15 protein-coding genes are annotated in these 14,328 nt (G+C 73.3%); 6 read left to right on the plus strand and 9 right to left on the minus strand.

Annotation, left to right across the window (positions count from 1 at the left end):
- The first annotated feature begins 144 nt into the window (after positions 1–144).
- A complete protein-coding gene (locus HJC40_RS36340; RefSeq protein ID WP_250008013.1) occupies positions 145–720 on the plus strand; it encodes a hypothetical protein in 576 nt (191 codons plus the stop codon).
- Positions 721–730: 10 nt separating this feature from the next.
- A complete protein-coding gene (locus tag HJC40_RS36345) occupies positions 731–1,240 on the plus strand; it encodes a GNAT family N-acetyltransferase (RefSeq protein ID WP_250008015.1) in 510 nt (169 codons plus the stop codon).
- Between the two features lie 376 nt (positions 1,241–1,616).
- Here the strand turns inward: HJC40_RS36345 and HJC40_RS36350 are convergent, their stop codons facing one another.
- Positions 1,617–2,150 (minus strand): GNAT family N-acetyltransferase, encoded by a 534-nt coding sequence (locus HJC40_RS36350; RefSeq protein ID WP_250008016.1) that lies wholly within the window; start codon positions 2,148–2,150, stop codon positions 1,617–1,619.
- 23 nt (positions 2,151–2,173) lie between these two features.
- Between HJC40_RS36350 and HJC40_RS36355 the strand changes: the two genes are divergently transcribed.
- The 3 genes from HJC40_RS36355 (at position 2,174) to HJC40_RS36365 (ending at position 4,808) form a co-directional block, all read left to right on the plus strand.
- Positions 2,174–3,166 carry an NADP-dependent oxidoreductase gene (locus tag HJC40_RS36355; protein ID WP_250008017.1) on the plus strand — a complete coding sequence of 331 codons (993 nt, stop codon included), beginning with the start codon at positions 2,174–2,176 and terminating at the stop codon, positions 3,164–3,166.
- A complete protein-coding gene (locus tag HJC40_RS36360) occupies positions 3,163–3,906 on the plus strand; it encodes a methyltransferase domain-containing protein (RefSeq protein WP_250008018.1) in 744 nt (247 codons plus the stop codon). The genes HJC40_RS36355 and HJC40_RS36360 overlap by 4 nt, the downstream gene beginning before the upstream one ends.
- 98 nt (positions 3,907–4,004) lie before the next feature.
- Complete coding sequence (locus HJC40_RS36365) at positions 4,005–4,808, plus strand: inositol monophosphatase family protein (protein WP_250008019.1); 804 nt, start codon at positions 4,005–4,007, stop codon at positions 4,806–4,808.
- 6 nt (positions 4,809–4,814) lie between these two features.
- Here the strand turns inward: HJC40_RS36365 and HJC40_RS36370 are convergent, their stop codons facing one another.
- On the minus strand, positions 4,815–5,507 hold the full coding sequence (locus HJC40_RS36370) for a carbon-nitrogen hydrolase family protein (protein WP_250008021.1): 693 nt from the start codon (positions 5,505–5,507) through the stop codon (positions 4,815–4,817).
- Positions 5,508–5,594: 87 nt separating this feature from the next.
- Here HJC40_RS36370 and HJC40_RS36375 point away from each other — a divergent pair, with 87 nt between their 5' ends.
- Positions 5,595–5,786 (plus strand): hypothetical protein, encoded by a 192-nt coding sequence (locus HJC40_RS36375; RefSeq protein ID WP_250008022.1) that lies wholly within the window; start codon positions 5,595–5,597, stop codon positions 5,784–5,786.
- Positions 5,787–5,801: 15 nt separating this feature from the next.
- Here the strand turns inward: HJC40_RS36375 and HJC40_RS46385 are convergent, their stop codons facing one another.
- From HJC40_RS46385 to HJC40_RS36410, 7 genes are read right to left on the minus strand one after another with little or no spacing between them, the layout of a single operon-like run.
- Positions 5,802–6,443: an FHA domain-containing protein gene (locus HJC40_RS46385; protein WP_250008023.1), complete on the minus strand. Its 642-nt coding sequence runs from the start codon at positions 6,441–6,443 to the stop codon at positions 5,802–5,804.
- A complete protein-coding gene (locus HJC40_RS36385) occupies positions 6,440–7,714 on the minus strand; it encodes a VWA domain-containing protein (RefSeq protein ID WP_250008024.1) in 1,275 nt (424 codons plus the stop codon). The genes HJC40_RS46385 and HJC40_RS36385 overlap by 4 nt, the downstream gene beginning before the upstream one ends.
- A gap of 2 nt (positions 7,715–7,716) precedes the next feature.
- Positions 7,717–8,655, minus strand: coding sequence for a protein phosphatase 2C domain-containing protein (locus HJC40_RS36390; protein WP_250008025.1), 939 nt, complete (start codon positions 8,653–8,655; stop codon positions 7,717–7,719).
- 30 nt (positions 8,656–8,685) lie between these two features.
- On the minus strand, positions 8,686–10,872 hold the full coding sequence (locus tag HJC40_RS36395; RefSeq protein ID WP_250008026.1) for a serine/threonine-protein kinase: 2,187 nt from the start codon (positions 10,870–10,872) through the stop codon (positions 8,686–8,688).
- A complete protein-coding gene (locus HJC40_RS36400) occupies positions 10,869–12,047 on the minus strand; it encodes a hypothetical protein (protein ID WP_250008028.1) in 1,179 nt (392 codons plus the stop codon). The genes HJC40_RS36395 and HJC40_RS36400 overlap by 4 nt, the downstream gene beginning before the upstream one ends.
- The gene (locus tag HJC40_RS36405; RefSeq protein WP_250008029.1) at positions 12,044–13,003 is read right to left on the minus strand and encodes a glutamate ABC transporter substrate-binding protein; all 960 of its coding nucleotides are present in this window, start codon (positions 13,001–13,003) and stop codon (positions 12,044–12,046) included. Before HJC40_RS36405 ends, HJC40_RS36400 begins: the two co-directional genes overlap by 4 nt.
- Positions 13,003–14,304: a hypothetical protein gene (locus HJC40_RS36410; RefSeq protein WP_250008030.1), complete on the minus strand. Its 1,302-nt coding sequence runs from the start codon at positions 14,302–14,304 to the stop codon at positions 13,003–13,005. The genes HJC40_RS36405 and HJC40_RS36410 overlap by 1 nt, the downstream gene beginning before the upstream one ends.
- Positions 14,305–14,328: the final 24 nt, after the last annotated feature.

Genomic DNA, 14,328 nt, shown 5'->3' on the forward strand with positions numbered 1-14,328 from the left:
TTAATTAATCACGGCGGCGGCAAAAGAACAAGACTTGAAAATCCCGTACGAAACGGGCAGCTTTTTCTCGTGGAATGGACTCCGGACGGCACTGTTCGAAATGCTCTGTGGATCTGTGGCGGCCAATGGGCCGGAAAGACGACGGTGGCCGGGATTCTCGTCGACCGGCTGGGAGTGACGCATTATCACTACGATTTCCATGCCGCGCGCGGACACGAGGACCGGCGGATCGCGGCCCGGGCCCGCCGGGGCGAGCCTTATGCCGAGACGGATTGGGAATCGGTCTGGATCGGGCCTTCGCCGGCCGAGATGGCCGCGACCGTGCTGGCCGGCTTCCCGGAGCGGTTCCGGTGGGTGCTCGATGATCTGAGCGGACTCGTGACCTCGCGACCGGTGGTGGTCGACGGTTGGGGATGCCGGCCCGAGCTGGTCGCGGCCGTGACCGACCCGGCCCGGATGGTCGTGCTTGTGCCCACCGACGAGTGGCGGTTGCGACAGGCCGCCCAATTGCCCCGGGCCGGGTCTCTAGGACACCGGGTGAGCGATCCTGAGCTCGCTGCCCGCAATCGGATCGAACGCGACCGGCTGCTCGCCCGGGACGCGGTGGAACGCGCGCGGGAATTCGGCATGCCCGTGATCGAGGTGGACGGATCGCGGCCCGCGGAAGTGATCGCCGACGAGGTCGCCGCGCATTTCCGGCCGTTCCTGCCGGCGGTTTAGGATCTCCGCCATGGCCGAGGTCGTCGTGCGGGAGGCGGGACCGGCGGAGCGCGAGACCGTCGTCGCTTTGCTGACCGGCTCGTGGGGCTCCACCGTCGTCGTGGCGCACGGGGTGCGCTACGACGCGGCTGAGCTGCCGGCCCTGCTGGCCTGGTCGGAGGGCGAGCCGGTCGGCCTGCTCACCTATGTGATCGGCGACGACGGTCTTGAGGTTGTCACGCTCGACGCGGTGGTGCCGCGGGCCGGTGCAGGCACCGCCCTGCTGGCCGCCGCGGCCGAGCGGGCGTGGGCCGCGGGTGCCGACCGCCTGTGGCTGATCACCACGAACGACAACCTCGACGCGCTGCGCTTCTATCAGCGTCGTGGCCTGCGGATCGTCGCGGTCGTGCCGGGCGCGGTGGACGAGGGCCGCCGGCTCAAGCCGACGATCCCGCTGGTCGGCGACCACGGCATCGAGATCCACGATGAGCTGGTCCTCGAGATGCGCCGACCCGGCGATGGGGGCCGACCCGCGCGATGAGGGCGGTTCGATTGGCCGGCCGACCACCTGGAACAGGCTTTCACCGGGCTGTCCTCGTCAGGGATCGACCGCATCCACCCCCGGCCGGGCGATCGGCCGTGGAACTTCGTGCTGCACGACGGCGAGCGTCTGCGACTCGATCTGCATCTGTACGAGGAGCGGGCGGACGGCAGCGTTCATTTCGGGTCGGCGCTGGGCGGGGTGTCGTTCCCGAGGGGGGGCCCTCGCCGGCGAGGGAGCTGTCGCGGGCGTGACGGTTCGCTGCGGCTCCAGCCGGCAGAATAGGATCCTAGCCTCCTAGGATGCCAAAGGCGGTGTGCCCACGGCTGCAACATAGGGCGGGGCCGACGCCGCACGAGACGGCAGCGGTTCGTGGCTACCAGACGTCGCCGTTGCGCCAGTCGCAGGCCAGGGTGCCGTCGAGATCCAGTTCGGACCCGTCCGGCACGAGACGGACGAAGGTGCTGTCGTCGTCCTCGGGGGTGGGCGTCAGGCCCGTCGGGGCCAGGACCGCGGTCCGGCCGCGCCACGGCAGCCAGCCCCGGGCGACGTACAGACCGCGCCCCGCATGGGAGGCCGACAGCGCCCCGAAGTCGTAGGCCCGGTCGATCACGCTTTCCGCCGCGTCCATGACCTCGGCCGCGAACCCCTGACCGCGCCGGTCGGCGTCGACGGCAACAGCCTCGACGTAGCCGCATCGCCAGGCGCGCCCGCCGTGGACGAAGCTGCGCTGGACCACGGCGGCGTGGGCGACGATGACGCCGCGTTCCTCGACCACGAAATGCAGTCCACCCAGGGAATGGTCCCAGTCGTCGTCGCTGAAGGTGCCGAGGAAGGCCGCGTCGAGCAGGCGGCGGATCTCGGTACGCTGAGCCGCCGTCAGGCCGGCGGTGGGGATCGTACGGGCCACGCCGCACCGTACCGTAGGGCCTTGTGAGAGAGATTCGGCTCGCTGCCCGGCCGGACGGGTGGCCCACACACGAGACCTTCGAGCTGGCCGACGTGCCGACGCCCACCGCGGGGCCGGGGGAGGTGCTGGTCCGCAACGTCTTCATGTCGGTGGACCCGTACATGCGGGGGCGGATGAACGACGCGAAGTCGTACGTGCCGCCGTTCGAGCTCGGGAAGCCGCTCGAGGGCGGCGCGGTCGGTGAGGTGGTGGCCTCCGGGTCGCCCGACGTGCCGGTGGGGGCGTACGTCGTCCATGGTCTGGGGTGGCGGGACTACGCGGTGGTGGAGGCGTCCCGGGCCCGCGTGGTCGACCCGGCGGCGGGGGAGCTGTCGACGTATCTCGGGGTGCTCGGTATGACCGGCCTGACGGCGTATGTGGGACTGCTCGACATCGCGAAATTCCAGGAGGGTGAGACGGTCTTCGTGTCGGGCGCGGCCGGGGCGGTGGGCAGTGTGGCCGGGCAGATCGCCCGGCTGCGCGGGGCCAAGCGGGTGATCGGCAGCGCCGGCTCGGCCGAGAAGGTGCGCCACCTGGTCGACGACCTCGGGTTCGACGCGGCCTTCAACTATCGGGACGAGCCGGTCCGCAAACAACTGCGCCAGGCTGCGCCGGACGGTATCGACGTGTACTTCGACAACGTCGGCGGTGACCATCTGGAGGCGGCGATCGGGTCGCTCACCAAGTACGGCCGGGTCGCGATGTGCGGGGCGATCGCCGCGTACAACGAGACGTCCGCGCCGGCCGGGCCGCGCAATCTGTCCGCGGCGATCGGCAAGGAGCTCAACCTGCGCGGCTTCATCGTGGGCAACCACGGCCGCCGGATGCCGGACTTCCTGGCCGAGGTGGGCCCGTGGGTGCGCGCCGGCCGGATCGAGGCGCGCGAGACGATCGTCGACGGGCTCGAGAACGCGCCGGCCGCCTTCCTGGGTCTGCTGCGGGGCGAGAACACCGGCAAGATGCTGGTCCGTCTGTGAGCACCCCGGCCGGCCACGCCGTCGACCAGTACGCGTCGACGACGGCCAACCTGTCCGCCCGGATAGCGATCTACGACCACCGCGTCAACCCGCAGGACTGGTACGCCTGGGCGGCCGAGCGGCTTCCGCTCGACGGGCACGTGGTCGAGGTGGGTGCCGGCACGGGTGCGTTGTGGACCCGGGCCGCTCGTCCGGCCCGCCTCACGCTGGTGGACTTCTCGCCCGCCATGTGTGAACGGCTGCGCGGTGTGTCCGGGGCGTCGGTCGTCCGGGGCAGCGCCACCGCCCTTCCGTTCGCCGCCGGCCGCTTCGACGGTCTGGTCGCCAACCACATGCTCTACCACCTTGACGATCCCGACGCGGGGCTGCGCGAGTTCGCCCGGGTGTTGCGGCCCGGCGGACGGCTCGCCGTGTCGGTCAACGGGGGCGATCACCTGGCCGAGATCCAGGAGCTGCTGCCCGGCCGTACGCCGCGGGTGCACAACGGGGTCCTGGCCGAGAACGTCGCCGAGCGGGTCGGCCGGTTCTTCACCGGCGTCGGGGTGCAGCGTTACCCGGGCGGGCTGGCGATCCCCGGCGTCGAGCCGGTGCTGCGCTATCTGGCCAGCCAGGGGCGCGCGCCGCTCACGCCGGAGCAGGAGGCGGGTGTCCGCGAGACCGTCGCGGCCCGGGTGGCCGCGGACGGGGCCTTCCACGTCCGTCAGCATGCCGTCCTGGTGACCGCCTCGGTTCCGGGCTGAGACAGCGGCTGCCGTTCGGGTGGGCTTGGCCGGGCGTTCAACCGGCTGGGGTGACATGGTCGGCGAGTCGCCTCCGGCGGCTGTCGATCGGAGGGAGGATGGCGATCGTGGAGACTGATCTTCAGCTCGCGCAGCGGGCCGCGCTGGTCGGCGCGGCGGTGGCGCTGCCGCACTTCGAGGCGCTGGCCGAGTTGCCCCGTGAGGTCAAGGCGGACGGTTCGGTGGTGACCGCGGCCGACCGGGCCGTGGAGTCGGCCATCCGTGACGTGCTGACCGCGGCCCGGCCCGGTGACGCGATCCTGGGCGAGGAGGAGGGGCAGACCGGTTCGGCCGGGCGTCGCTGGATCATCGACCCGATCGACGGGACGGCGCTGTTCGTCGCCGGCGACAACCGGTGGCTGATCCTGATCGCGCTCGAGATCGACGGTGACGTGGTCGCCGCGGTGGCCGCGCACCCGGCGCAGGGCAGTGTCTGGTGGGCCACCCGCGGCGGCGGCGCGTTCGAGGGCCGGGTGGTCGGCGGCCGGGTGGTCGCCGAGACGCCTGTGCTCGTCGCGGCCGGGCCGGGCGCGGTGGCCGGGTGCCGCCTCGGGGTGGTGCCCGAGGCGTGGGGGCGCGAGCTGGTGGCGCCGATCAAGGAGCTCACGCCCGCGCTGCCGTGGCCGATCCACCCCGCGCTGATGGTCGCCCGCGGCGACCTCGACCTGGCGGTGCAGACGGGCGGCCAGATCTGGGACTTCGCCGCGACGTCGCTGATCGTGCAGGAGGCGGGCGGCAGCTACAGCGGGATCAACGGCCGCCTGCGGCCGGGCCCCGGGGCTTCGGTGTACACCAACGGCGAGCCGCTGCGGCAGGCGACGCTCGATCTCATCGCCGACCAGGCGGCCCGCGCCGCCACCTGAGCAGCCTCACCGGATCTCGGCGACGGCCATCCCCACGACGCCCGGCGGCACCTGCGCGACGACCTCGCCGGCCGGATCGAGGACGCAGGTCGGTCCCAAACCGAGATGCGTGCCGCCGCGCTCGCCGGTGACGTCGGCCGAGGCCATCCACAGGCCGGTCTCGAGCACCCGCTTGCGGCGCAGGTCGTTGTGCCGGTCCCGCCAGCGGTGGGCTTTCTCCCGGCGCATCATGTTCTGCGCCGGGTGCACCAGCAGACGCGCGCCGCGGGCCGCGACGGCCGCCGCCGCGTGCGGGTACTGCGCGTCGAAGCAGATGTTGATGCCGAAGCGAACACCAGCGCAGTCGAAGACCGGGTAGTCCGTGCCCGCCGTGAAGACGCTCTCGCCGCGGGTCAGGAACGTCTTCCGGTACGCCCCGACGGTGCGCCCGCCCCGCAGAACCGCCGCCGTGTTGTAGTAGCGGTCGCCCTGCCGCTCGATCATGCCCAGGACGACGGTCGGCCGCAGGTCGAGCCGGAGGTCGGCCGGCCGGCCGAAAGCGCGCACGTGCTCGGGCGTGACCGTGTAGCCCTGCAGGAAACACTCCGGGAAGACCAGCAGGTCGACGTCGTCGGCTCGTGCGGCGAACCACCGGACCAGCTCGAGCGCGGCCGGCACGTCCCCGAGGATCTCCGGTGTCTGGCAGACCCCGACACGCATCAGGGCCTCGCTCCGGGCGGAAGCATGCCGCCGGTCTGCCCTGAGCCGGCACGTTCCGGGCGCCCGCGGACGGGTACTGATCGGGGCATGACACACCATCCACGAGCGGGTTCCGAGACGGATCAGCATGTCACCGGCGGCCCGGAGACCGGTGAGTTCACCACCGACACGCCGCCCTCGGCCGACACACCGGCCAGTGGCAGCAGCAACGCGGGCATCAACGAGTTGCGGGCCAACCGCGACGAGGGCGAGGACAAGCTCCCCGAGCCGCCGGACTGACCGGCGGCGCCGGTGTCACACGGGGGCGTTGAGGGTGAGGGTCGTCCAGGCGCCCACGTGGACGCGGTCGCCGGGGGTCAGCGAGCGGGACTCGCCGGCGGTCAGCGGCCGCTGGTCGTCGTTGATGTAGGTGCCGTTGGTGGAGCCCAGGTCGGAGACCAGCCACACGCCGTCGACGCTGAGCGTCAGCAGGGCGTGCGAGTGGGAGACCCCGGGATCGTCGTCGGCCAGGTCGATCTCGGGGTGCATGCCCTTCGAGGTGCTTCCGCGCCCGATCCGCACCTGCGGCGGGGGCAACGTCACGGTGCGGGACGCCGGCGACGGGGGGAACTCGATGCCGTCGATCGCGTTCTCGGCGAAGTAGGCGCGGTCGGGGGCGATCGTCACGGTCCACCCGGTCGTGACGACGGGCGTGGCCGTCGGCTGGGTGAGCGCGGGGACGCGACCGGTGTCGTGGTCGAAGCCGCAGTCCTCGCAGAACCGGGCGGTGCCCGACCGGGGCGTGCCGCAGTTCGGGCAGGGCGGGGTGGCGGGGGCCACGGGGCCGGCCGAGGCGGTGACCGGGGCCGGCGCGGAGGACGAGATCTTCGCGCCGCAGGTGTCGCAGAAGTCGCTCTCCCCGGAGACGTGGCCCTTGGGGCAGGCGTACGTGCTCACTGGCCGCGCCCCACCCGCACGGTCTTGGTCGAGCGGGTGTCGAGCGCCATCTCGTCGGCCGCCGCGACCTTGCGCCGCAGCCGCACGGTGCCGGTCGCCGCGTCCTCGATCTCCACCACGGTGGCCAGCAGCTCGGAGGTGGCCTGGTTGCCGCTCTCGTGGGCCAGTTGCGCGGCCCGCCCGAACTTGATCGTGGCCGTGTGGTCGTCGCCGGCCTTGCGCGCCTCGATGCCGGCCTGGATCGTGTCGGCCAGCTCGGCCTGCCCGGTGTAGTGGGCCACCTGCCGGTTGATCCGGGTCGACAGCGCGGCGTCGTCGGTCCACACCGCGCGCACCAGCGCCTGGGTGTGGACGGTGTCGCCCTCCACGATCGAGACCCGCGCGGCCAGCATCTCGTCGCCCGCCGCGCCGGGCGGCACGTCCACGCAGAGGTGGTAGTCGCGGCTCTCGGCGCCCCAGGAGCCCAGCGGGTAGCGCGCGGCCCGCGGGCCGTCGGCCACGCGCTTGCCGGTCAGGTCGGCCACCTGCGGCTCGACCTGCTTGACGAACCGGACAGTCGCGTTCACCGGCGTCCAGACCTTGAGTTGCACGTCGGCCGCGGTCTTGCCCATCGCGGTGGTCATCATCTGCTCGAAGGCGACGGTCAGGTCGGCCGGCCGGGCCACGATGTCGACCGTGCCCAGCATCGCGTCGGCGATCTTGCGGAGTTCGGACACCTTCCAGTTCGTGCCCACACCCCGGCAGTCGACGGTGAACTTGCCGGCGATCGTGTCGAGCACGCTCTGCAGGTAGCCCTCGCGTTCGCCGTTGTCGCCGTCGGTGAGCATGATGGCGTGCGCGATGGTGCCGGGCCGCTGGGCGACCAGCTGCGCGGCCAGCAGCAGCCACGCGCCCATCGCCGTGCCGCCGGCGGCGTGCAGCCGGTCGATCGCCCAGGTCGCCTCGGCCCGGGTCTGCACCGTCGCGACGGCGAGCTCGCCGGGCGCGGGAAAGAGCTGCTGGGCCGTGCCCACCCCGGCGATCAGCGCGAAGTGCACGCCGTCGTCGAGGCACGCCACCGCCGCCTTGGCCGCCTGCCGGGCCGCGGCGATGCGGCCCTCGGCCTGCATCGAGCCGGACGCGTCGACGATGATGACCTCGGTGGCGCCGGCCGTACGCCGCCCGCCTCCGCCGCCCGTGCCGCCCGACGAGGTGACCGTCACGATCGCGTTGACCTCGGTCGCTCCGAGGGCGAGGAACTCGTTCTGGAAGGCCTCGGCGGAGTACGTCATCCCTATCCCTTCACAAGAGGCTTCACGGGGATCAGTGCCACGGTGATGTTGTCGGCGCCGCCGGCGGTGTTCGCGTAGTCGGCGAGCCACCGGGCGGCGGAGATCAGCGTGCCCTGCTCGCGCAACCCCTCGCGCACGGCCGCGGCGAAGGCGGCCGGGTCGGTCAGGTAGTTCCACAACCCGTCGCTGCACAGCACCAGATGGCCGGGGTCGCCGACGATGAACTCCGCGGTCCGCGGGGCGATCTTGCCGGCGTCGGCGCCCAGCCAGGCGGTGATCGCGTGCGCCTTGGGGTCGCGCATGGCCTGCTCCGGGTCGGCGCCCAGGGCGATCACGTGGGTCGCCCACGAGTCGTCCTCGGTGAGCTGCTCGGCCGGCCCGACCTCGGGCACCCAGTAGGCGCGGCTGTCGCCGATCCAGCCGACGGTCACCGCGTCGCCGCGGATCACCGCCGCGACGATCGTGCAGGCCGGGTTGGACGCCTGCCGCCGCGGGTCGCCCTCGGCGGCCAGACCGGCCACCGCGACCTGGGCCGCCCCGATCGCCTCGGCGACATCGCCTGCGGGCAGCAGCTCCCCGGCCGCCTGGACCGCGGTCAGCGAGGCCACGTCGGGATCGAACGAGGAGGAGACGCCGTCGCTGACCACGACGTCGATCTCGTCGCCGCGGGTGGCCAGCCACATCGCGTCCTCGTTGCGGTGGTGCCGCAGTCCGCGGTCGGTCACCGCGGCCGCCGTGGCGCCGCAGTCGGTCTCGAGGTGATCGCGTTCGCGCCCGGCAAGCATCCCGCAATGCTCGCAGTACCCGTCCTCGCCCACGCCGCCGGGTGTCCCGCAATGGGGGCACCCCGGCTCGGGCATCAGCGACCGTCCGCAGACCTCGCAGAAGGCCGCCCCGGTGGTGCGCTCATCGGCGCACGCGGCGCAGTCGGTCATCGTCATCGTGCCTCGCTCACACAGCCGGCCAAATCGTCATGTACGGGTCCGGGGGCGCGACGCGTTGGCCAGATCCACCAGGCGGATCTTTTCCGGGCCGTGCGCCGCGCGGGCCATCTCGCGGTACGCCTCCTCGAGCGCGAAGCGGACGTCGCGTTCGCGGACCGTGCCGTTGCGGTCCGGTCCGAGCACCGCCGCGGGCAGCGTAAATCCTCCGTTGATGTTTCGCAGCGCCTGTTCGAGCAGTTCGGCGCGCAGAGCGGCCAGTTGGGCGGCCTCCACCTCGAGCCGTTCGATCAGCGCGGCCGCCGCGGCGAGCGAGTCGACGTCCGGCGCGGCCGCCGGGTGCGCCCGCACGAGCGCACGTACCGCCCCCACCTGCGAGCTGCGGTAGGCCGAGGAGGTGCCGGGGACCCGGTTGTACGCCTCGACCGCGCCGCTGCGGTCGCCGGTGGTCAGCCGGCAGCGGGCCAGCCCGGCCGCCGCGGTCGTGTAGGACGGGTCGGTGCGGCTCACCACGTCGTAGTAGCCGGCCGCCCCGGCCGGGTCGCCGGCCAGTTCCCGGGTGAGCCCGATCGCGAGCTGCGGCGCCAGCTCGCCCGGCAGCGCCGAGTAGACGGCGTCGAACTGCCGCCGGGCGTCGTCGTGCCGGCCCTCGGCCAGCCCGAGCAGCCCGTCGTACCAGGCCACCCGCCAGTCGGCGCCGTAGGTGACGGCCAGCCGGCCGCACTCCTGCCGGGCGCCGGCGAAGGCGCCGTCGCGCACCCCCAGGTCGATGAGCGCGCGCAGGCCGCGCAGGGCCACCTCGAGCGTCTCGGCCGGCGCCGAGCGCAGCAGGGTGAGCACCTCGGCCGGGTCGGTCACCGTCACCGAGGCCAGGAACGCGGCGGCCGGGTCGTTCAGGTCGATCAGCGGGGTCGGCAGGTCCTGCCAGCGAGGCGTCTCCGAGCGCAGGTCGGTGCGCAGCTCGCCGGTGAACAACCGGGACGGCGCCGGCTGCGGCCGGCCGTCGGCGGCGAGCACCTGGCGCAGCACGCCCGTCATCTGCTCGGCCATCTCGGCGGCGTCGACGAACCGCTCGCCCGGGTCGCGCAGCGTGGCGCGCCGGATGAGCCGGTAGTACGACTCGAACCGCTGGTACACCTCGAACTCGGCGCGGTCGGGCAGGCTGTCGGCGTACGTCGTCTGGTAGCCCCGGAAGTCGGTCGTGAGGACGGCCAGCGTACGGCCGATGGTGTAAAGATCCGAGGCCACCGACGGCCCGAGGGTCGCCATCTCGGGCGCCTGGTAGCCCACCGTGCCGTAGAGCGCGGCCTCCTGGTCGTCGACGTGCACGACCCCGCCGAGGTCGATCAGCTTCATCTGGTCGCCGGCCTGGATCACGTTGTCCGGCTTGAAGTCGCAGTAGATCAGCCCCCGGTCGTGCAGGTAGCCGAACGCCGGCATCATCTCCAGGACGTAGGCCAGGGCCACCTCGACCGGCAGCGGGTCGAGCCGGCCGCCGTTGGCCGCGCGGCGCTCCTTGAGGAGTCCCTTGAGCGACTCGCCGCCGACGTACTCCATGACGATGTAGCCGGCGCCGTCGTGCTCGACGAAGTTGTAGATCTTGACGATGTTGGGGTGCTCGACCTCGGCCAGGAAGCGCCGCTCGGCCACGGCCGCGGCCAGCGCGTCCTCGTCGCCGGCGTTGAGCAGGCCCTTGAGCACCACCCAGCGGTCCGAGACGTTCTTGTCGACGGCCAGATAGATCCAGCCCAGACCGCCGTGCGCGAGCGCCCCGACGACCTCGTACTGCCCGCCGATCAGGTCGCCCTTGACGACCTTGGGGGTGAAGTTGAACGCCTCGCCACAGGCCGGGCAGAAGCCCGAGGTGCGTCCCGGGCGGTCGCCGCGGGTCCGGCCCACCGCGTTGCCGCACTTGGCGCAGTACCGCTTGGGCTCCGGCACCTCGGCCGTGGCCATGACCGCCGTGGCCGGATCGGCCTGGACGATCGGCTCGATGTCGACCAGACCGCCGGCGAAACGGCGGCGGGTCCCGGTGCGGGCGCTGCCGGTGCGGGCCGACCCGGACGTCCGGGTCGAGAGCGCGGACGTCCGGACCGAGGGGCTCGTCGCCTCCCGCGGCCGGGGCGCCGCCGGCTTGGTGCCGGCCCGCGGCGCCAGCCCACAGGTGTCGCAATACCCGTCCTCGATGGTTCCCGGGCAGTCGCGTTCGCACGTCATCGGCCGTTCCTCGTGATCATGGCGGTGAGCGCATCCTGGTAGGCGTTGACGGCGCGGCGGGCCGCGGACAGCTCGCACGGCGCCACGTAGAGCGCGTCGCGCGCGGCCGCGGCCAGGGGGCTGAGCTGGGCCTGCTCGGCCAGCCCGTGCCGCAGCGCCTTGGCCTGGTAGGCGTCGAGACGTCCGCGCAGCTCGTTGCGGGTGGCCAGCAGGCCGGCGTTGCGGGCGGCGCCGTCGCGCAGGACGGCCAGGAGCTCGCGGGCCTGCCGCGTCCACCCGGCCAGCCGCGGGCTGATCAGCGACCAGTGGCCGGCCGTGGCGAGCGCGTCGATCGCGACCAGGTCGGGCCGCGGCGAGGCGAGGGGAACGGCGGCGATCTCGTGCGGGGGGAACCGGCCGGCCGCCTTCTCGGCGGCGGCCCGGGCCTCCTCGGCGGCCGCGTCGACGTCGGCGGCCAGGCGGTGCGCGTCGGCCAGCCGCTGGGTCAGTGTCTCGCGCAGCTCACCGGCCGAGGTGCGCTCGGCGTCGGCCCGGCGGATCAGGCTGCGGACGGCGGCCAGGTCGCGCTCCTCCACGCCCAGGGGATCGGTGGCCAGCGTCGCCGTGAACAACCCGAGCCGCCGGTCGGCCTCGTCGAGCGCGGTCAGCGAGCCGGCCGAGGCGCGGGTCAACCGGCGGACGTTCTCCAGCGCGCTCGCCGCCTCGGCGGCGGCCGGCACCAGCGTGTCCCAGGCCTCGCCGGCCCGGGTGGCCACGCCGACCGCGGTGGCGAACGCGGCCTCCATCGCCGACAGCAGCTGCGCGGGCGTGCACGTCGTGTGCACCTGGCCGGGGCCGAGCAGCCCGCGCTGGGCCAGCGGCACCACCTTGGTCGACAGGGTGACCGACCGGCCGAGCACCTCGTGGGCGAAGCGGGTGCGGTCGCTGTCGCTGGGCCGGCGCTTGTCCCGCATCGCCGCGGCCCGGGCGATCACCTCGGTCAGCAGCCGGTAGCCCTCCCACAGCTCGGTCAGCGCCTCGGTCGCGTCGGCCCAGGCCGTCGCCGTGCGCCCGGTCAGCCGCGACCGGTCGAGCTCCTTGCGGGCCGGGTTGTCGTCGAGCTCGACCAGGTTGGCCGCGATCGCCGTCACCGCGGTCTCCAGCCGCAGCAGTTCGGCTTCGGCCGCCCCGGTCATCGGTATCGGGCCTTCGGCGGCGTGGGCGCCGGGCCGACGTCGCCCAGCCACTTGTCGTACGTCTTGCGCCAGGTGCCGTCGGCCCGGTTGCGCTCGAGCACGGCGTTGACGAACCGGGTGAACTCCGGGTTCGACTTGCCCATCGCCATCGCGTACGGCTCCTCGGTGAACCGGCGCCCGATGACCTTGGCGTACGGGTCCTGCGCGGCCATGCCGGCCAGGATCGTGTCGTCGGTCGAGATGCCGTCGACCTCGTTGCGCTGGAAGGCCACCAGGCAGTCGCCGAACGCGGGCCGGGCCACCGCCACCGGCCTGGTCCGCACCTTGCCGATGTTGTCGAACGAGGTGGACCCGGCAGCCGAGCAGATCTTCTTGCCGCCGAGGTCGTCGATGCTCTTGGCCGTCGAGGACTTGGACACGAGCACTTTCTGCCCGGCCTCGTAGTAGACGCTGGAGAAGTTGACGTCCGTCCAGCGTTCGCAGTTGGCTGTCATGGTGTCGGCGACGAGATCCACAGTGCCGTCCGCGGCGGAGCTGACGCGCTGGTCGTACCCGATGACCTTGATCTGGATCTTGTCGGGATCGCCGAAGATGGCCTGCGCGACCTGGCGGCCCATGTCGACGTCGAAGCCCTCGATCCGCCCGGAGAACGGGTTGCGCGAGCTGAACAGCAGCGTGTCCTGGCTCGTGCCCAGGATCAGCCGCCCGCGTTCCTGGATGGTGGCCATGTAGCTGCCCGGGGGCATGTCGCCGGGCGCGGGCAGCGCCCCGGCGGGCCGCAGGCTGGCTCGCGGGTCGCAGGCTGGCGGCGCCGGCTGGGACCCGCCCGGCGCGGGGACGGTGGCCACCGCGTCGCGCCGGTCGGGCGTCACCGGCAGCGGCGTGCTGTCACCGGAACAGCCGGCCAGGGCGGTGGCGGCCAGCGCGGTCACGACCAGGGCGGCCCGGATGCGCATCAGCGGTACTCCTCCAGTCGGGCGCGGAGACCGGCGAAGGCGAGCACGCAGATCGCCAGCGCCAGCAGCGGGCCCCCGACGGTGAGCAGGCCGAGCCCGCTGCCGGCGGCGCTGATCTCCTCGGTGAAGAACGCCTTGCGGTTCTCGTACGCCTGGTCGAGATCGGCCCGGACGCCCTCGAACGTCTTGGTCGTCTCGGGGCCGACCGCCAGCTTGACCGCGCCCTCGTAGTCGCCGCTGTCGTCGAGCGCCCGGACGTCGCGATGCGCGGTGACGTACCGCTGGAACCCCTCCGCGGCCCGGGTCATCATCCGGCCGAGCGCGGGGTCGAGCTCGCCGTACTGGTTGACCATCGGACCGCCCGGCTGGGCCAGGCGCTCGGCCACGGTGGCGAAGTCCTGCTCGTAGGGCCCCGAGCCGGCCCGGGCGGCCAGGGTGAGCGCCTCGTCGCCGCGCGCCTGCAGGGCCAGGATGCGGCTCTCGGCGATCGACGCCACCGGGCCGGAACCCCGACCGGCCGCGCGTTCGAGCCGGGTCTGCTGGGTCAGCAGGATCGTCCCGGCGCCGAGCAGCAGCACCACCGTGAGGGCCGTGGCGGCGACCAGCGGGACGTTGAAGGTGCGTTGGGTGCGGCGGCTCAGGTAGCGCTGGGTGAGGATCAACGCGACCAGCAGCGCCAGCAACGACAGCAGGAGCAACGACACCCAGCCGAGCGCGGCGGCCTCGCCGTAGCCGTCCTCGACCTCCCGCTGGGCGTCGCCGAACAACTGGCGGGCCTGCGGCTGGAGGGTGTCGCGGTTGAGCCGGGAGGCCTCCGACAGGTACGACGCGCCGATCGGCAGGCCCTGGCGGTTGTTGGCGCGGGCCGTCGCCACCAGGGCGGCGTAGTCGGCGACACCGGCCGACAGGGTGCGCACGGCGCCGGCCGCCGAACCGTCCTCGGCGGTGCGCCGGGCCGCCGACGTGAGCGCGGTGGTCGCCCGCGCGAGGTCGTCGTCGTAGCGGCGGGTCAGCGCGGCCGGTTCGAGCCCGCCGGCCAGGAACGCCTGGGCGGCGGTGGTGTCGGCGTCGGCCAGCGCCGAATAGATGGTCTCGGCCTCGACCAGCAGCGGCTGCGCGCGCCCGCCGAGGTCGCTGGTGCCGGCCCGGGCCGACGACCCGGCCACGCCGGCCAGCACCCCGGCCAGCAACCCCAGGCCGAGCAGCGCGGCGATGAGCAGCTGGAGCCGCCCCGGAGACGAGTGCCGCAGCCCGCCGACCCGGCGCAGCACGCCGGGCCTGGCCGCCAGCGCAGTGCTCAAGCTTTCCTCCCCGCTGTTGTGCGG

Origin of the sequence: Actinoplanes sp. M2I2, from assembly GCF_023544445.1 — a bacterium.
Lineage (GTDB): Bacteria > Actinomycetota > Actinomycetes > Mycobacteriales > Micromonosporaceae > Actinoplanes.

Coding starts and splice junctions, on each gene's coding strand:
- HJC40_RS36390 (WP_250008025.1), bottom strand. CDS start 8,655: ATGACGATGACCGACTGCGCCGCGTGCGCCGATGAGCGCACCACCGGG.
- HJC40_RS36370 (WP_250008021.1), bottom strand. CDS start 5,507: ATGCGTGTCGGGGTCTGCCAGACACCGGAGATCCTCGGGGACGTGCCG.
- HJC40_RS36375 (WP_250008022.1), top strand. CDS start 5,595: ATGACACACCATCCACGAGCGGGTTCCGAGACGGATCAGCATGTCACC.
- HJC40_RS36385 (WP_250008024.1), bottom strand. CDS start 7,714: ATGACGTACTCCGCCGAGGCCTTCCAGAACGAGTTCCTCGCCCTCGGA.
- HJC40_RS36400 (WP_250008028.1), bottom strand. CDS start 12,047: ATGACCGGGGCGGCCGAAGCCGAACTGCTGCGGCTGGAGACCGCGGTG.
- HJC40_RS36405 (WP_250008029.1), bottom strand. CDS start 13,003: ATGCGCATCCGGGCCGCCCTGGTCGTGACCGCGCTGGCCGCCACCGCC.
- HJC40_RS36345 (WP_250008015.1), top strand. CDS start 731: ATGGCCGAGGTCGTCGTGCGGGAGGCGGGACCGGCGGAGCGCGAGACC.
- HJC40_RS36395 (WP_250008026.1), bottom strand. CDS start 10,872: ATGACGTGCGAACGCGACTGCCCGGGAACCATCGAGGACGGGTATTGC.
- HJC40_RS36365 (WP_250008019.1), top strand. CDS start 4,005: ATGGCGATCGTGGAGACTGATCTTCAGCTCGCGCAGCGGGCCGCGCTG.